This window comes from Mesorhizobium helmanticense (genome assembly GCF_003034915.1).
Classification (GTDB): Bacteria; Pseudomonadota; Alphaproteobacteria; order Rhizobiales; family Rhizobiaceae; genus Mesorhizobium; species Mesorhizobium helmanticense.
The window spans coordinates 1-17,686 of sequence record NZ_PZJX01000071.1 but is presented as its reverse complement, the minus strand read 5'-3'; the positions used below and the strand labels follow the sequence as shown (position 1 = coordinate 17,686).

General features: G+C 58.7%; 12 protein-coding genes and 3 pseudogenes. 10 read left to right on the top strand and 5 right to left on the bottom strand.

Annotated features, from left to right (window positions below; genetic code table 11):
- The first annotated feature begins 97 nt into the window (after nt 1–97).
- On the top strand, nt 98–526 hold the full coding sequence (locus C9427_RS32065; RefSeq protein ID WP_107652990.1) for a helix-turn-helix domain-containing protein: 429 nt from the start codon (nt 98–100) through the stop codon (nt 524–526).
- Between the two features lie 307 nt (nt 527–833).
- Here the strand turns inward: C9427_RS32065 and C9427_RS34325 are convergent.
- Both C9427_RS34325 and C9427_RS32050 read right to left on the bottom strand, forming a co-directional pair.
- Nucleotides 834–1,424 (bottom strand): annotated as a pseudogene (locus tag C9427_RS34325) (toll/interleukin-1 receptor domain-containing protein); the annotation flags it as partial.
- Nucleotides 1,425–1,595: 171 nt separating this feature from the next.
- Nucleotides 1,596–3,680 (bottom strand): DNA/RNA non-specific endonuclease, encoded by a 2,085-nt coding sequence (locus C9427_RS32050; RefSeq protein ID WP_107652989.1) that lies wholly within the window; start codon nt 3,678–3,680, stop codon nt 1,596–1,598.
- A 435-nt stretch (nt 3,681–4,115) separates the two neighbouring features.
- Between C9427_RS32050 and C9427_RS32045 the strand changes: the two genes are divergently transcribed.
- Nucleotides 4,116–5,783: a DUF4403 family protein gene (locus C9427_RS32045; protein WP_146172630.1), complete on the top strand. Its 1,668-nt coding sequence runs from the start codon at nt 4,116–4,118 to the stop codon at nt 5,781–5,783.
- A 50-nt stretch (nt 5,784–5,833) separates the two neighbouring features.
- Complete coding sequence (locus C9427_RS32040) at nt 5,834–6,484, top strand: hypothetical protein (RefSeq protein ID WP_107652987.1); 651 nt, start codon at nt 5,834–5,836, stop codon at nt 6,482–6,484.
- Nucleotides 6,485–6,504: 20 nt separating this feature from the next.
- Here the strand turns inward: C9427_RS32040 and C9427_RS32035 are convergent, their stop codons facing one another.
- Both C9427_RS32035 and C9427_RS32030 read right to left on the bottom strand, forming a co-directional pair.
- Entirely contained in the window at nt 6,505–6,813 is a 309-nt protein-coding gene (locus C9427_RS32035; protein WP_146172629.1) for a hypothetical protein, read from the bottom strand.
- 60 nt (nt 6,814–6,873) lie between these two features.
- Nucleotides 6,874–7,701 carry an excalibur calcium-binding domain-containing protein gene (locus C9427_RS32030; protein ID WP_245437256.1) on the bottom strand — a complete coding sequence of 276 codons (828 nt, stop codon included), beginning with the start codon at nt 7,699–7,701 and terminating at the stop codon, nt 6,874–6,876.
- 412 nt (nt 7,702–8,113) lie between these two features.
- Between C9427_RS32030 and C9427_RS32025 the strand changes: the two genes are divergently transcribed.
- From C9427_RS32025 to C9427_RS32000, 6 genes are all read left to right on the top strand, one after another.
- Nucleotides 8,114–9,559: a hypothetical protein gene (locus C9427_RS32025; protein ID WP_245437255.1), complete on the top strand. Its 1,446-nt coding sequence runs from the start codon at nt 8,114–8,116 to the stop codon at nt 9,557–9,559.
- 85 nt (nt 9,560–9,644) lie between these two features.
- On the top strand, nt 9,645–10,379 hold the full coding sequence (locus C9427_RS32020) for a hypothetical protein (protein WP_051355517.1): 735 nt from the start codon (nt 9,645–9,647) through the stop codon (nt 10,377–10,379).
- Between the two features lie 3 nt (nt 10,380–10,382).
- A complete protein-coding gene (locus C9427_RS32015) occupies nt 10,383–11,024 on the top strand; it encodes a hypothetical protein (RefSeq protein WP_107652984.1) in 642 nt (213 codons plus the stop codon).
- Nucleotides 10,960–11,637, top strand: coding sequence for a hypothetical protein (locus C9427_RS32010; protein WP_146172628.1), 678 nt, complete (start codon nt 10,960–10,962; stop codon nt 11,635–11,637). Before C9427_RS32015 ends, C9427_RS32010 begins: the two co-directional genes overlap by 65 nt.
- Complete coding sequence (locus tag C9427_RS32005; RefSeq protein WP_107652982.1) at nt 11,625–12,650, top strand: OmpA family protein; 1,026 nt, start codon at nt 11,625–11,627, stop codon at nt 12,648–12,650. The genes C9427_RS32010 and C9427_RS32005 overlap by 13 nt, the downstream gene beginning before the upstream one ends.
- Nucleotides 12,651–13,008: 358 nt before the next feature.
- Nucleotides 13,009–16,155, top strand: a complete 3,147-nt coding sequence (locus tag C9427_RS32000; RefSeq protein ID WP_208636449.1) for a class I SAM-dependent DNA methyltransferase — start codon at nt 13,009–13,011, stop codon at nt 16,153–16,155.
- Nucleotides 16,156–16,352: 197 nt separating this feature from the next.
- Here the strand turns inward: C9427_RS32000 and C9427_RS31995 are convergent.
- A pseudogene (locus C9427_RS31995) lies at nt 16,353–16,988 on the bottom strand (aldehyde dehydrogenase family protein); the annotation flags it as partial.
- A 253-nt stretch (nt 16,989–17,241) separates the two neighbouring features.
- Here C9427_RS31995 and C9427_RS31990 point away from each other — a divergent pair.
- Nucleotides 17,242–17,356 (top strand): annotated as a pseudogene (locus C9427_RS31990) (transposase); the annotation flags it as partial.
- Between the last annotated feature and the right edge of the window lie 330 nt (nt 17,357–17,686).

Below are 17,686 nucleotides of genomic sequence, written 5' to 3'. Positions count from 1 at the left end.
GGATGCGTCGGGAGCTGATGCGTGCTGAAGGGCGTTTCGACCTCTTTTGCTCGGCGGAGTTGAGGCATGTTCGCGGGCACGAAAGGAGACCTCGTCCATGAATGCCCAGGAACTTCTCGACAAGATTAAGGAATTGCCCAACAAGCCGGTCGATGTGCCCACGCCGCCGGCGATCGAGCTCGTCGCCATGGTGGTGCGCTGGGGTCGCCATCTCAAGCAGTGGAAAGCCACCACGCTCGCCGACTTCGCGCGTGTCTCGCTGTCGACGGTCGAGCGCGTCGAACGCGCGGAGAAGGTGAGCGACGAGGCGCTCGACCGCATCGCCCAAGCGCTCGGCCACGCGCCGGGCGCGTTCACCACGCCGCGCCTGCCGATCGGTCCGGACAAGGCGGCCGAACACCTCGTCGAGGCGTATGGCCATCTCGAACCGGTGGCGGTGTCGCCGATGAAGACGCACAAGGCCATCCGCGATGCCGCGAAGTGCGACGCCTCTCATCCACCGTCCCGGCGTGCCCGACACCCATGACGACCACATCGCTAATCTCGGCGAATGGCTCGATCTCGCCTCGTTCATCCTCTCCGACATCGTCGAGGAGCCATTGTCGTCGGGGCGAGGGCGGCGCCAGCTCTACAATGACATTCTTGCCGCGGTGTCCGAGCTGGAGCGCCGCGGGCTGACGGTCCTGTCCGGTGTCATGGCCGCGCCTCAGCCGGGCATGCCGGACTGGAAGGTCGCCATTGTCTCGGTGACGCCGCGCCTCACCGATCCCGGCGCGCCGAGGCGTCGTCACGTCATGGTCGACCGCCGGACGGTCGGGCTGGCTCACCGACGATTAGGGGATGAGGGCGAGGCGCTCGGTGATGAACTGGGCGATCTCGGCGGGATTGAAGCGTCGCGCGTCGACGTAGCCGTCGGTGCGGAACACGCCATCGACGGCGCCGTCGTCGACGCGCACGTACATGACGCGCTGCTCGTCCCAAGCCATGGTGACTTCGCGGATCGCGCGGAACTCGACGCCGCACCAGTCCTTGCGCTGATAGTCGGCGCCGATGAAGGCTACGATGAGCTTGGAGCGGTTGCGATAGATGTCCTGCAGCAGGGTGTCGAGCGATGGCCGGGCAAGCTGGGAGACGTAGTTGTTGTCATAGAAATAGGCGTTGGGGCCGAGACTCGCCTCGAGCTCGCGGGCCACCTGCTCGACCAGCCCGCGGGCTTCGCCGGGAAACGAGAGACCAACATCGAAATGGTGCTGGGTGATGTCGACGGCGCGGCTGGCCTGCCGCGTCCACGAGGGCAAGGCAATGCCCCGCGCAGCATGCAGTTCTTTCGGCAGGTTGACGTCCTTGATCGCCCAGTGCGTGCGATTCATCTCCCATTTGCCGATGTCGAGCTCGAAGGCGAGGGCGTCGAAGTCGGCCGCGCTGAAGGACGATAAACGGGCGATCTTCGCCGCCGCCGCGCACGCGCAACGCGCCGTAGACTATCTGTTGCGCTTCAGCGCCTCCGAAGCAGCCGCCGCGTGAGCGGCGGCCTTCTGGACCGAAGCGTCTACAGCATGCGACGGCTGGCCGTCGCTGCCACGCTGAGTGTCACGTTACGCGTCGGCGTGGGTATCGGCGCGCAAGAGAACATCGTCAAAAATAACGCCGGCCTCATCGCTTATGGCTGACAGGGCGACTTGATAGCGTGCATACTCGCCGGGCGCGAATTCCACTCCGAACCGGTCGACGACATCCTTTTGGGAAAGCCTGAAGCCGTAGGTGCGTAGCGACCGGCGCCCATTGGTATCGCGCGTCGTGACCGCAACCACTTTCCAAAAGACAAGAGAATACTGCACCGGGCCGGTCCCGAAATCTTCGGATGGATCGTTCGGGTTCAAGATCGGACCCGCTATGATGCAGGCGCGCGTGTCACCTGATTGCAAGTCGCGTTGAATGTGGTTTTCGAAACCGCCCCACAAGCCTTGAACTCCCGGCCATTGCTTTCCCGGTTGGGAGCGGTTGAAGGCCGCGTGCTGCGGCGTGCAATTTGAGAAGTGAAACGTGTCGGAATTGGCAAACTCAATTTCCGTCGGCGTATCACCCCAGGCATTGTCTTCCCTACGCACGATATGACCCCGGTCGATCTGTTTGGCGGGCGCGTAGATGTCGGGATCGCCCAACTGGTATTTCTGGGGAATTCGCGGGTCAACCACCCAACGATCTTGACCGAAGAAGGCGCGGCCGCTGGAGGTCCTTTTCGATGCATCGTAATCGACATTCACCGCCGACCACATCTGCATGCGCCGGGAAGCGTTCATCGCCAGGCTGAAGTGATGGTACTTGAGCACGACGATCTGGCCATTCTCCTTATACATCTCCTGGTCCCGCTCCTGCGAAATGCGAGGCAGCGGCACGGTGATATCGTTTTCGAGAAAGTCAGGGTTGTAGCCTTCTCGATCGTCGTAATTGGGGTCGAAGCGCAGTGCTTTCTCGAGCGCCTCGTCTGCCGCGACCGCGGCCGTCGCCTGTGGAAGCTGTGATGCCGGCACACCGCTACCAACGAAAATCGTCACTGGTCCGGAAAAATTCATGGTAACGCCGCCCATCACGTTTCCTTTCGTGTTTGCGAAAATTTTGGAGGGATCAGGTAACACAGGACTAAGGGCTTCTGGCGCGCGAGGCGTCGCTAGCTTCGCGACCTCATCGGTAGGATCGGTCGTATTGGCCAGCAATTCGTCCAAAAGATGCTTCGAGGCGGGCGTGGTCGGTACAAGCCCGCCGAAGGCCTTTACCAACGCACTTATGCGCACACCCTCATTCGCGATCCAGTCTATCCCGTCATCCGGCTGGCCAGGTGACCATGCCGAACCGTCCTTATTGAGAATAGTATTGCCACGCATTTTTGGAATGGAGGCGTGGTGCAAACCGACGACCTCCCACATTTCCGAATAGCAGGCCGAGCCCGACGATCCTTCCTCGGTGTCGGTCTCGTACCGGAGGAAACCGTCCTCCCGCAGCTCGAGCAGCCGGCAATTCTCCATCGCATAGCGTTTTGGCCCGCCATCAGGATATTCGATCATCCGGATAGGCATCCCGGGCAGGATCTTTGACCGCGATCCATTGATCGCCAGGAAGTTGACAGAGGAGAGAAGCTCGCCGGTGATTGCCTTCGGCTTCACCGCGACGAGCGCGAAATCGAGATCCTCCGCCGAGAAGAAAAGGGCGTCCGGATCAAACTCGAAAATGATGCCGCGGGCGACACCTGATGCCGTCTCATCATGAAGAAAATTTGCGCCGGTTCCTCGTACCGAGCCGGGATCCGGAAACACATGCCAGTTTGTCAGAAGAACGTTAGGTGAAACCATGAACCCGGTCGCAAACCCGACCGGGTCGACCTTCGGATCGACGTTGGCCACGATGCGGGCGACCGGCCGGCCAGCGGCTCGGGCAGCATCGTCTGGCGGCAAGGTGTACCAGTCAAGGGTAGGCCCCATCTTCCGCTCGACGAACACCGGAAGACGGCCTTGTGCCTTCAGTTCGCTCGCCTGATCAAAGCTCGAACGGCGAGCGTCGTAGCGCGCCTGTTCCGATGGCGTCACTTGCGTCGTCGCAGGCGTTGGCGGCTGCGCTTTCCATCGTTTTGCAGCCGCAATCATTACCGCGCGGCGGCGCTCGTCGAACAAATTAGTCGCAACCATGGTAGATTCCTCCCTCCAAGGAATAGAGACAGTCTATGAGATTCTATTTGACGATAGGGATTGAGAGATTTGACATTAAACGATTTAATCTCCAGGCGAGTGAATAGTTCAAATGCGTCATATTTAAGCGGCTAACATATTTGCAAACGCAGGCCATTCTGACCCGCTATTCCTCTATCAATTTCTAAAAAGAATCCAAACAGCCTCTTACGTCACTATGCAACAAAGAGTAATGTGCGGTCAATGTGAAGAATAGATTTCTCAACGAAGTTCCTAGGGCGGGATCGCTTGTTCGGTTGTCTTTAGCGGCAGGAGCTTCGGCGCCTGCCTGCGCATAGGGGCACCTGAAGTCATTCGATCACGTAGAGATCACAAAGCGGTGATTTTCAGTGCCGCCGCTTCAACGGGTGCAGAGCATTCTTGGGGGAGACGTCCATGACAGCGCGTACCAGACCGGACACGAAGTTGCGTGTCGCTCACTTTGCTGCCGCCGCTCGTCGGTTCGTTCCGGTCCTTCTCATTTTGGTTGGCGTTTCGGGCTGCGAAAAAAATCTCTTCCAGGCGCCAATCCATGGTGGCACTGCCGATGTGCCGCCGGCACCCGTGTCGGACAGCGTTCTCACGCTGGTGGCGCAAATCCCGTATGAGACGCTAGTGCAAGCAGCCCAATCGAAGATACCGCAATCCGTTCCAGTGCAAGGAGATGGTCAAATCGGATGTGTCGGTATTCCTCATATTAATCCCGGACACGTGGGACATCATACTGAGTGCCGTTGGATCGGTGTCCGTGTTTGCGCTGAGGTGCCGGATATTACCGCTCCGAGCCTTGGCACTACGAACCAATGCGCCGACTTTCATTGGCATGCTGACATCGCAAGAGATGGCCCTCTTGTTGTGGCCCAGGCGGGCAATGGCGTTCACGTCGAACAGCCGCTGTTTGTCAGCGGTCAGGCCGGCGTAGATGGCGACCTTGCCAAACTGCTTTCGCTTTCCGGAAAGAACTTCGAAGCTCGGCTGGTCCCCGGCGTCGATCTGCAGTTCGACATGAACGATAAGTGGTGCCCCGTGCTCTCGGGAACCCCGACCGGCAGATGGGTGAGCAGTGCTTCGGTGGAAGTCGTGGGCAAAAACTGTCTCGGCTTTGATTTTGGAAACCTGGGGCACCCCCAAGTCTGCGCAGGGCCAATCAATCTGGGACTGGCTGACGTGTTGAACGGCCAGATCAATGACCACCGCGCCAAGATACAGGATGCCATCGCCAAAGCTCTGCCTTGTGATGCGCTTCGGTCAAAAGTTGAGGCCCAATGGCACGCCATTGCGATCAAGATCGACCGCCCGGACAACACGCCTGTCTATCTCAACATCGTCCCCACAGCGGCGAGCTTTTCGGGCCTGGTCGGTGAAGCGCAAGGCATGAAGATGACCGTGCGTGTCGCGGCAAAGACCAGTCTTGCCGCAGAGCCAGTTGCCACACAGTCCCTGTCTCTGCCGCCATTGGGCAAAACATCAGCTGATCGAAGTCAGGCCGACATCACCGTGCAAGCAGCTGCTCCCTATGGATTACTGTTGGACGAGCTGTCAAAGAACCTTAAGGGTCACGACTTCCAGCAGCAGACGCCGGCAGGCGCCGTCGATGTGAAGGTCGAGGATGTTGACCTCTATCCGAGCGCTGGCTCTGTCGTGGTTGGCTTGAAGGTACAGGCAAAGCTGCCGGGCGAGTTCCTGAATACGACCGGCTGGGTTTACCTCTCAGGGGTACCCCGCGTCGAGAAAACTGGCACAGCGATCTCGATCAATGAATTGCATTTCGCGACCGTCCTGGACAACGCCTTCTGGAAGGCTGCACAATCCCTGTTCGAAACCCAGATCCTGGCAGATTTAGAGGCTCATTCGAAAGTCGATCTCAACAAGCAGATCAACGACGCGTCCGATGAGATCTTGAAGGCCGTTCACAATACCAACCTTCCGGGGTTGAAGATTTCCGCTGACACTCCGTCGATTGAACTTCTGGATATCACTGTCGGGCCGGAAAATCTGATTGCCAGTGCCCGCCTCAAAATGAATTTCGATATGGCGCTATCAGCTGATTTGGTAGGTCAGTAGCCTATCTGCCAAGCGAGCCGCGGCCATTCATAACGAACAAGAGGGTGCCAATGACGCAATCCCAGCTTAGCAAGGTTTGGTTTGTGGTCAGTGCGCTCCTTCTCTATTACGCCCTGAATTCTTGGGTGGTCGCGCAAGGCGGGGAAGAGATTTTCGGTGCAAAGCTGGTCATGAAGGCGAGGGTGCCTGCAGTAATGATCGCAATCCCGATATGTTCGATTTTGCTCGCCCTAACCTCACTCATTGGACGGGTCTATGCCCTACGCAGCGGCTCGCACTGGCATGCGCGGATACCGGTTGTCGGCTTCGACGCGATCGAGACGGGCTCGCGAGAAGGCCGCGTCTATCAAGGCGCGATGATTGTGGTCTTCTCTGTGCTGCCCGCGATCGCGCTGGTCTATTTCTGGTGTACGTTTCTCTCCGCGACGGTAATGCTGAACGACGGCAAGAAGGACCCAGGCGCGAGCCTTTGGGATTGGTCGGAACTCCGGACGCTGAACGATCCCGCTCGTATCTGCACTGAATTTGACAAGGGGCTCGACAAGCCGTGTATCGGCAGCGCGACGGTGCTGCCGGGCCTTGAGCCAACAATCTTTGGCGCGCTAACCCTCGCGGGCTTTATTGCGCTCGCGATGCAATGGCGTGCTGTGGCGATGGGTCAACGGCATCAGGCCTCACCGATCACGACCCACGGCAAGTAGGAGTCAGCGGATTGAAACTGTCAGTCAGTTGCGGGCGACGAAAGAGGCTTGCGGCCAAGCAATTCCTGCAAGGCGATCTGGCCGGTAACGGCAGATCCGGCAACCCACGCCAGCATCACCCACTCGGAAACAGTCATGCCGCCGGCGCGCGCGTAGAGCATTGCGCCTACCACGGCTGAGAACAGGCCTAACCCCACCGCCAACATCACGGCCATCTTAAACAGCGCGTGTGGCGGTTTCTGTCCGACAAACTGTCCGCAGGCGTACATGGCGGCAATGGGGATGCTCACAGCGATGATAAGAAGTCCGATTGTTGCAAAGAACACCATCTCTCTCATCCCTCCGCCTTTACGGCGTTTGCATCTGTGGCCGCTTCTTATCCAGCGCCATCAACAGAGTGTCTCGCAAGCAATTCCGTCGCCATCGCGATCCAGCTTGCCACCCCATGGACAGTTGTTGAGATACCATTGGGCTTCGTCGCAAGAGCTGATTTGCGAGCATGTCCGCCGCGGTTGGCATGAAAAGCTTTGCGCTACCTGTGAGCGGCTGATGATGCCAAGCGGCTGGCTCGACGGCCTCGCATCGCCGGCGGGCAAAGCCCGCCATTCCCAGGGTGCCTGAAACGTTCCGACCCAAAGACCGAGTTTCGCGGCCTCCGCCTTCGCCTGCTGCGCTGAATACGCCCCGTGGCTGAAGCGGGGCCAATCCAGAGCCTGGCCGTGCTCGACCATCCAGGAGGCGACGCTGACGCCATCCGCGCGCTGGCAATCACCGACAAACCGGTGATATCGGTCCCAAGTTACGAAGGTGCAGTGCACCGGCCTGGAGGCCGCTAGAAATGCGTCCAGTGCGTCGGCTGAGCGGCGCCCGCAGGGATAGTCGAATCCCTTGGCGTCGCTGCAGTACTGCTTGCTCTCCGGCGCGTCGATGCCGTTAAAGCGGATCCGCTGGCCATGGACTTCGATCGTGTCCCCATCGATAACGGACGCGACGCCGGCGATCGGCTCCGGCCTCGACCCGAACCAGTTCGAAACGCCAATGTCTGGTATTCGGTCGGTGTGCTGCATGGCTGATTGCGTGGCTAAGGCGGCAGCGGCAGCCACTGTCAGAAAGACCAGGCCCAACGGCACGCTTGCGCGACGCCAGGCGCGTGATCGACCCACGCCATTGCCCTTGCGCCCCTGACGCGAGCGATTTTTGTAGCGAGATTTGTCCAAGCCATTCTCCCCATCACTAGAATGCTATCAAATTTGGCGCTGGTCTAGGTTTGGCGGGTGACAAGGGTTGAGAATCTTTCTGTATGGCCGGGAGCTGATCGATCGCGTCAACACAGTGTGTCAATAACTCTTGCGAACTGGAGCAAAAGGTAGCGGCCTCAAAGTACGCGATGCGAAAGACCATGGCCGGCCGCGCTGGTTGCAAGGAATCGCTCCGGAGGCCGAACCACTTCTTTAGTTTGCACGCAGCGCGTCGATGTACTATCGAGCACATTCAGAATGGGTTTTTTGCATTCTGCTGGGTGGGGCAAGCCGGATATGACAGACGCCGATTGCGGGACTGCTGCGCGATGAAGCGCGCGGCGTGCCGCAAGCATGTTTTTTCCGGGGTTCGATCGTAGGGGTAAAGACGTTGGCTGCGAGGTTTGAAGCGCTCGAGAAGCTGCGCAATCGGATAATGGAAGCGAACCACGACTATAGGGTGGGGGCAGACATTTTCCCGAGTCTCAATGTCGAAAAGATTGCCCGGGACATGGACCTCGACGGTCAGGGAACGGCGCATGGCGAAAAAGACCAGCCATCGTCCTCGTCGAAGACCTTCGACGAGATCGAACACTCCATCGTCGAAAGGGTGCAGGATGAGAAAAAGGCGGCCCACCAGATCCTGGAGGATCAGCTTCACCTCTTCTCCGGCCGCGTTGCGAACCTGGGCCTTGAGGAGCAGTTCGGCCTCCTTCAGCAGGCCAATTCTTCAAGCCTGTCCGACTTCAAGGGAGAAATAGCGGTCGGTTTGGATACCCTTCACGCCAAGCGAACCGACCTTCACGAGGCAACCAGGGAGCTTTCCAGCTTCCGCAAGAACCACCGCCTGGACCGTGTTGCCAGACTGCAGCAAGGAACAGCCCATCTTTTCAGGGTGGCGCTCCTTATTTTCCTCCTGCTGGTCGAGACGTATCTCAACGGATCCTTTCTGGCCAAGGGCAACGACCAAGGCTTCCTCGGTGGTGCCACGGAAGCATTCGCCTTTTCCTTCGTGAATATCGTGTCCGCGTTGATTTTCGCCATCTTCTGCGTGCGCTGGGTGACCCATCGGTCTTGGGGAGGGAAGCTTGTCGGAACCGTTTTCATCCTGCTCTATGCCGCTATTGCACTCGGGATCAACTTGCTGCTTGCGCACTATCGTGAGGTCAGCGGAACGCTCGCCGACGGAGCTGGCAACATTGCGGTCCAGAGAATGCTCCATAACCCGCTCGGGCTTGAGGAGGTGAGATCGTGGATGCTCTTCCTGGTCGGTCTGCTCTTTTCTATCATCGCCTTCATCGACGGCTGGTTCGTTCTCGATCCATATCCAGGTTATGCCGGCGTGGAAAAAAGGCGCCGGGAGAGGCGGCAGGATTACACCGATACCAAAGCCGACCTCATAGACCGCCTCATCGAATTGCGCGACGACCACAATACCAAGGTCGAAGACATCTTGAAGGGGCTAAGCAGCCGTAGAAGAGAACACGCGGCAATCCTATCCAGCCGTGCGCGGCTTTTGGCTCTGTTCAATGAACATCAAGAGCAGCTCGAGAGGAGTTGCAACCAGCTGCTTTCAAAATACCGCGAAGCAAACATTCGGGCGCGCAAAACTCCCGCTCCAAAACACTTCTCCCAGCCCTTTAAACTCCAAAAGACCAAGCCCATTGTCCAAAACGATGGTGAGATCAAGGATAGCGATCTTGCTTCATCAATTGCCGCGGCCCAGCAGGCGCTGAACGAGCAGATGCTGCAGGTGGGCAAGGAATGCGAGTCCGGGATCGAAAAGTATCGCGACCTCGACAAGCTGTATCCGGAGACGCTCGATGGCCCGGCCTAGAAGCCGTCGCAGGGCAGGGAGCTCGCGCGGGAAAGGCGTTGGAGCGATTGTCGGAGCAATCCTGCTTGGACTTGCCTCGCTCGCAATGTTTTCCGGCTACGTCTGGCTCAACGTAAAGGCCCGGGACGTGGTGGAAACAGACGCAAAGACGGGCTGCCCGACAAAGGCGGGACCGAACAGCGTCACCGCTGTTCTTTTTGACACCTCTGATCCCGTCCCGCAGGCGACCATGGAGGATCTTGCCAACAAATTCAGGCAGATTGCCGGCTCAATCAAGCAAGGCGGCTACCTCTGGGTTGGCACCTTGACAGCGGTACCTGGCGACCTGAAAGAGCTGTACGCGCGATGCAATCCGGGAGACGGCTCAACGGTTGACGTCTGGACCAGCAATCCCGGAAAGCATCAGAGAATCTGGGAAGAGGCCTTCGACAAGCCCCTCAAGGAACTGCCGGAGCACTTGCCGGCGGATAGCCAGGCTGATCAGTCGCCGATCATGGCTGGCATCCAGAAACTGAAGCTCAGCCTGTTCGACAACGGCATGTTCGACAATGTTCCAAAACGGTTGGTCCTCGTGTCGGACATGATGGAGAACACGCCCGCCTATTCCCAATACAAAGCGGGCGCCGACTACAACGCCTTCAAGAAAAGCCCAGCGAATTCGCGCTTCAGGACCGATCTTCTCGGCGCCGATGTAACCATTCTCTATTTCAACAGGCCGGAAAGGAAGTTCCCGTCCGTCGACCACGCCAATTTTTGGACGCAGTGGTTTTCGGAGAACGGGGGCAATCTCAGCGACTTTACAAAGCTGGAAGGGATGTAACCCATGGCCGCGCGTAGACAATCCTTCCTCGATACGTGGATCTTCCCGCAGGCTTTCTATATCGCGCTGACGGTAGGCGGGTGCGTTTTCATCGCCGTCACAAAGACCGCCGGCATAAGTCCCGTTATCTCGTCAACGGTGCCGATCGGCATCATGATCGGCTACTTCGCGTTTTCCTGGTACGTCGGGAAGTTGCGCGTTCACGACGAGCAGACAGGTGACAACCTCTATTACATGGGCTTCCTGTTCACGCTCTCCAGCCTGGGCACCTCGCTTTACCAGTTCGGCACAGACGCATCGACCGACGAAATCGTCAGGAATTTCGGCATTGCCGTGACGTCGACCATCACAGGCATCGCGCTGCGCATCTTCCACAATCAGGTCCGACGCGATCCCGCCGACGTGGAACGGGCTGCCCGTCACGAGCTCGCGGACATGACACGTCGCGTGCGCACCGAGATGGAAAGCGTAGCGCGTGAGTTCGCCGACTTCCGCCGGGTTTGCAATCAGATGTTGGAAGAAGGAAATAGCCCGACAGGCAGAGAAGAACGGCGATCAGGTCCGACAGGCCTTCGAGGGTATGGCCGCCAAAGCGATAAAGCCCGTCCAGGAGACTTCGGAGAAGATAGCCAAAAGCCTCGATGACACGTTCGGCCGTATCGAAAGCAGGTTTTCAGGTGTCGCTGAAAAGGTCGACACAGTCGCAGCGTCGCTCGACACGGCGAATGCCTCCATGGCTGGCACGATCTCGAAGTTCGAGGCGCAGGCCGACATAGTTGCCGGGAAGCTCGCCAACGTGGTTATTCCGGACGAGGTCCTCAAGACGGATGTCGTCACAGTTCTCAAGGTGCTTGCAGCGTCTGTCGGAAGGTTCACCGAGCGGGCTGAGGCGCTTTCCAAAGAGCAGGGGGAAAGGACCGACAAGCTTTCGGATACCGTCTTGAGGATGGCGGCGCATCAGAAGCTTCTCCTGGAGAGGCTTGAGAAGCAGGCTGAGCAAAACGCCAGTACGACGAACCTGCTATCCCGCATCCTCGATCGCGATCGTGTGTCCGTCCCGCACGAAATTCCTCCGGTTGCACCTGTGCACGCCAATGAACCGTCTGTTGAACCTCCCATCTTCATCCCCATTTCGGCGGCAACTGCGCAGGGTGAGAAGCCAGGCGCAACGGCAACAGCCAACGGCGCTGATGCCGGGCAGCAGGCCTCCCAGCCGATCGTGGAGAAAGTCCAGCCGAGGCCGAGATGGTGGCGCTGAACGAACCCGGCGGAGCTTCGGTCGGCTACGAAAAGAAAGGCTATGCCCGCGGCTTGATCCTCGGGCTCACCATGGCCGAAACGATGCTCCTGCTCGTCTTCTGCCTGCTGTTGGTTGCAGGCGCCATTGTCGCAAAGAAGAAGGCCGAATTGGAAACTGCCCTTGAAAGGGTATCCCGCAGCGAAGCAGTGATTCAGCAACTCAAGCAGGAGAACAAGAACCTGCTGGCCCAGGTTGCCGAGCTCATGGAGCGCTTCACTGGGCACAAAGTGCCTGATGAGGAATGGCGAAAGCTCGTCCTCGCCAAAAAAGCGATCGAGCAGATCGAGCAAAAGGGACTGTCGGCCGACGAAGCAGTTCAGCTGGCGGAAGCCACAGTCGCGGTCCGAGACAACAATCTCTCAGCCGACGACGTACGCAAGCTAGTCTCAGCAGATCATCGTGCGACCGAAGCCGAACGGAAGCTGGCTGAAGCCGAAAAGGAACTCGCTGAAACGACACGGCAGCCTAAGGATCTGCCACCGATCATCAATCTGAGCGAAGCCAAGGGCTATTCCTTCGAAGTCAGCAGTGCCGAACTCAAACCGGCCTTTAAGGCCAAGCTTGAGGGCGCTATTGCCGAGCAGATTGCCGATATCGTCGCAAAATACGATGTCGATGTCGTCGAGGTCATTGGCCACACTGACGAGCAGCGATTGTCGAGGCAGTCGAACATGGACTTCGTTCTGGGGCGCGTACTCTCTGGGGATGAGAGCGTCAGCGAAATGGAGCCGGGTGATAATGCCGGGCTAGGCCTCGCGCGAGCGATATCCGTCGCGTCCGTTCTGAAAAAGATACCGGCGTTTGATCATTTGAACATCCTACCCATGTCAGGCGGCCAACTGATCCTGCCGGATGATCGCCTCACGGATGGAGCTCAGTCAGGCGACGCTCCAGAAAGGCGTCGTATCGAGATCCGAGTACGCAAGAGCAAGCAGAAGCTGGCCGCCGAGGGGCATCACGAAGGCAATTAATAGGCAAACCATGTTGAGCCAAAGCGTGGGTTGCCATCCACCGGAACACGAGTAGAAAGCCCGCAAACTGCCGCGGTCCAGTGCCAGCGCGCCGCGCTTTAATTAGTCGGGCGCTCGCTGACGCGTTTTTTCCGCGCCGGAAGTCGAATGGAAAGCGCTTCAGGAAACCAGGAAATGCATTCCAGTCGTGTGATCACCGCTGCCACAATGCATGGTGTCCCCTATTTCTGATGCTACACAATAATAGGTCAGGGCGAGGCAATTATTGATGCATCGGTGACTAATATTAACCAATAATCAGAGTTTTATTGGCAACCTCTTCTGCCGGGTCCGATGACTGTGTCGGAGGGGATGTGTAATGAGTCTGGGTGCCGCAGGGCTCACGCCCATAACGCCTGCTGCTTTCATCAAGAAGTGGAGGAAGTCGGAACTTGGCGAGCGGCAGGCAGCTCAAGAACACTTCCTCGATATCTGCTCGCTGGTCGGCCATCCGTCTCCGAGCGATGAGGACCCGACCGGCGCGTTGTTCGCGTTCGAGAAAGGTGCGAACAAGCTCGGAGGGGGTAAAGGTTTTGCTGACGTCTGGAAGAAGGGTCACTTCGCATGGGAGTACAAGCGTAAGAAGGGAAACCTCGACGAGGCCCTCCTCCAGTTGATGCGATACGCGCCGGCGCTTTTGAGCCCGCCGCTACTCATCGTTTGCGACATCGAACGCCTTCGCATCCATACCGCTTGGACGAACACCGTTCCGTCCACATACGTGATCACCCTAGATGACCTGGCGGAACCTTCAGCGCGTGAGATGTTGCACAACGTCTTCTTCAGCCCGGAAAAGCTGAGGCCGACCCGAACACGCGCGGCGGTCACCAAGGAGGCAGCAGACAAGTTTTCCACGATCGCACTCCGCGTTCAGGGGCGAGGCACACCAGATGAGATTGCTCATTTCGTAAATCAGCTGGTCTTCTGCTTTTTCGCCCAGAGTGTCAGCCTGCTGCCTGATGGCCTGTTCACGAAGCTCCTGAAGCGATCGGCCCGTGCTCCTGAACGAGCCATGAGCTACCTCGACAAGCTGTTTGAAGCAATGGAGCGCGGCGGCGAGTTCGACCTGACCGACATCACATGGTTCAACGGCGGCCTGTTTGATGGTCGCCGAGCGCTACGGCTCGATGACGGTGACATTGGTTTGCTTGTCGCCGCAGACAGCCTCGATTGGGGCCTCATCGATCCGACGATTTTCGGAACTCTGTTCGAGCGGTTTCTGGACCCGGAAAAACGCGCCCAGATCGGCGCGCACTACACCGATCCAGAAAAAATTATGCGTCTTGTCGATCCGGTCATCCTGAGGCCTCTGAGACAGGAATGGGAACAAGCAAGGCGGGAGATTGTCGAACTCCTGAATGGCAATCGCAAGCCGCCAATGCGCAGGCAGCAATCCCGCCGGATGACGCGGGAGGAAGCGGCCGCCGAAGTACGGTCCCGGTTCACGGAACGGCTGCGAAAGCTCCGCATCCTGGATCCGGCATGCGGGTCTGGGAACTTCCTATACCTCGCTCTCCAGGGTGTGAAGGATATCGAACACCGCGCCAACCTCGACTGCGAGATGCTCGGCATGCCCGCTCAGCTTCCGCTCGTAGGGCCTGAAATCCTGCGCGGCATCGAAATCAACATGATGGCGGCCGAGCTTGCACGCACGACCATCTGGATCGGAGACATTCAGTGGCAGATCAAGAATGGGATACGCTCGAAATCGATACCAATCCTACGCAAGGTAGATGCAATCGAAAGGCGAGACGCCTTGGTCAGGCAGGCCCAAGACGTTGATACAGCTCGTGACGCACAAGGAGACCTTCTTGCTGCACTGCAACCAGTCTCGGAAGATGCTGAAGCAGAATGGCCAGAAGCAGAATTCATCGTAGGAAATCCGCCGTTTGTCGGCGTGCGTTTGATGCGGCAAGCCTTGGGCGATCCAACGGTTGATCGCCTTTTCGATGTGTACGATGGGCGCGTCTCTCGCGAGGCTGATCTCGTCTGCTATTGGGTGGAGAAATCCCGCGCCGCTGTCGCAGCAGATCGAACGCGTCGAGTGGGTCTGGTCACGACGAATTCCATACGCGGTGGAGCGAACAGAAGGGTGTTGGATCGGATCATCGCCGAAAGCCGGCTATTCGAAGCCTGGAGTGACGAGCCGTGGGTCGTCGATGGCGCAGCCGTACGAGTATCCCTAATCTGCTTCGGCCACGGCGAGGACCCGTTGTGCCTCGATGGGAGGACGGTTGTACAGATAAACGCAGATCTTACCGCCGGCGTAACCGACTTGACCAAGGCGCGCAGGCTGTCTGAAAACCAGAACGTAGCGTTCATGGGCGACACGAAGGGCGGTGCCTTCGACGTCCCGGGTAGCTTGGCGCGGGCCTGGCTCTCGATGCCGATGAATCCCAACGGTAGGCCAAACTCAGATGTGCTCCGTCCATGGCGCAATGGAATGGACGTCACTCGCCGCGGCCGCGACATGTGGATTGTGGATTTCGGCTGGGAGATGTCCGAGCAGGAGGCTGCCCTCTACGAGGCGCCGTTCCAGCACATTAGAGAGCATGTATTTCCGGAGCGCTCAAAGAACAGGCGTGATGCCTACCGCGAGCGTTGGTGGCGACACGTGGAGCCGAGACCGGCTTTTCACGCTTCCTTGCAGGGTCACTCGCGTTACAGGGCAACACCTCGCGTCGCAAAGCATCGGACATTCGTGTGGCTTGATCAAGCGATAGTGCCCGACTCCCGCATCTTCGCGTTTTCTCGGTCAGACGATGTCTTTTTCGGGATTCTTCACTCCCGATTTCATGAGGCTTGGAGCTTCGGAACTTGCTCGTGGCACGGCGTCGGCAATGATCCAACCTACAGTAGTGCGGGGGTATTCGAGACCTTCCCGTTCCCTGAGGGCCTCACGCCGGATATCCCAGCAGTCCGATATGAAAAGGATTCACGAGCCATCGCCATATCACAGGTGGCCAAGAGGCTTGATGACTTACGAAACGCGTGGCTCAACCCGAGCGACCTTGTCCAGATCAAGCCCGAGGTCGTGCCCGGCTATCCGGATCAAATCCTTCCGAAGGACATCGTGTCGCACGCGATCCTCCGCGAGCGTGCCCTGACCAACCTCTACAACCGGCGTCCGCAGTGGTTGGTCGACGCTCACTCGGACCTGGATGCCGCCGTTGCCGGAGCCTACGGGTGGCCTACAGATATCTCTGAAGATCAAGCTCTGGCGAATCTCCTAGAACTCAATCTGGCGCGTGAGGCATTCAACGAGCACGCCAAATCCGGTCTGAAGACAAGAAGGCCACGTCGTCGTCCGACGCCGGAAGAGGTTCGACGTGACCCGCAGATGAAGTTGCCCATTGCAGGTGGCCGCAAGTCCGTTGTCGGTCCGCAGCAATTGACCACCGAGGATCGCGAAAACCAGCCGACGTCAGCAGAGCGTCCGCGAAACACCAAACGCCGAACAAGCTGACCCAGGTCAGCCAAATTGTGCGAGACGCCCTTGCTCCAAGACCGATGATAGACCCATTCCAGTCATTTCCGTTACACCTCATCAAAAGCAGATCGAAGCCGGCCGCGCCTATGACCGCCTTCTCAAGCGCGGCACCCGGCCGAAGGGGCTCAAGGCCATCGTCGCATGGTTCAAGCGCCTGTGGATCAAGTTCATCGGCTAATCAGCTTGCGGCCGACGGCATCGCCTTTGCAGGCACAGATCAGGTTGCCGACGCCTTCGGGAAAGCCGGCCTCCGCGCCGAGTGCAACCATTGCGCCTGCAACAAGCGGCGTCTGTTCGGCAGGTTTGAGGATGACCGCGCAGCGGGACGCCAGCGCCGGCGAGCTCTTGCGCGCAACCCTCGAGGCCGAGAAAATTCCACGGCGTGATGGTGCCAACAACGCCGATCGGCTGCTTGACCGCCAGCATGCGCTGGCCCGTCGAGGGCAGGGAGATCGTCTCGCTATAGATGGCTTTGGCCTCTTCGGGCGTCCCATTGCAGATCGCAAGCAGCGTGAGAGACTTCCGAGCCGGCTTCGGCAAGCGGCTTGCCCATCTCAGCAGTGAGAATGGCAGCAAGGTCGTCCGCATGGTCGATGATCAGCTGATGCCAGTGCCAAGCCATGTCGCTGCGCTCTCGGGAGGTCATGGCTGCCGATCCAGTCTCTTGCGATACAGGCCTTGCTGCCCGCGTCTCCGTGACCCCATGTTGGGAATTTCCGCCAAAACGTCGCCAGTGGAATCAAGACCTCGAAAATTCGCTCGCCAGGCGGCGTGCCGAGTGGCGGCATGCGGTCGAAGGCGCCGAACAGCTAAGCAGATTTCAGGTGCAAGCGGTTGGCACAGAGGCACGCCTCGCGGGGACACCGGCGTTAAGTCCTGCGAGCTGATAAAACCGCAGCGCAAGGCATGGCGTCCAGGCATCCGGCAAACGGCAGCCTGCCGGCACTTAATGACGCCCGCGCGCCTGACGGCGCGTGCTGGGTGCTCGTGAACAGAGCCCGCTTTTTCTTCGCAAGGCTCAGGCGGCCCCGGCCAACCGGCTTCGCCGCCTCCGATAGCGCCAAGGGCGGACGGCCGCCCTTTGATACGGGTGATGATGTTGAAGATCATGGTGCTTCAGGCGCTCTACTGTCTCTCGCACGATCAGGCCGAGTTTCAGATCCAGGACCGGCTGTCGCCGGTGGGCATGGCCCCCATATCCATCCCATGGATGCATTATATCCAAACAATCAAGTTTACCCATCCGTCATGATGCTGCATAGCGCAGGAAAGCCAATGTCCCGTGCTTTCCAGCTCACGTTCACGAGCGTGGACTTTGTAGGAAGACCAAGTCGAAACCGGCGCATCATCAGGGGCAGAGTATCCATGAACGCAATGGCGGCAGGGCAGGCCGGATCTGGGCGTTTTATTGCTTTAGAGGGGTTGAGGGGGCTGGCTGCAGTTGGCGTCCTCTTGTCTCACGCCCTCTTTGCTGTCGAGCCAGGTATATTCAAAACCATGTACCCGC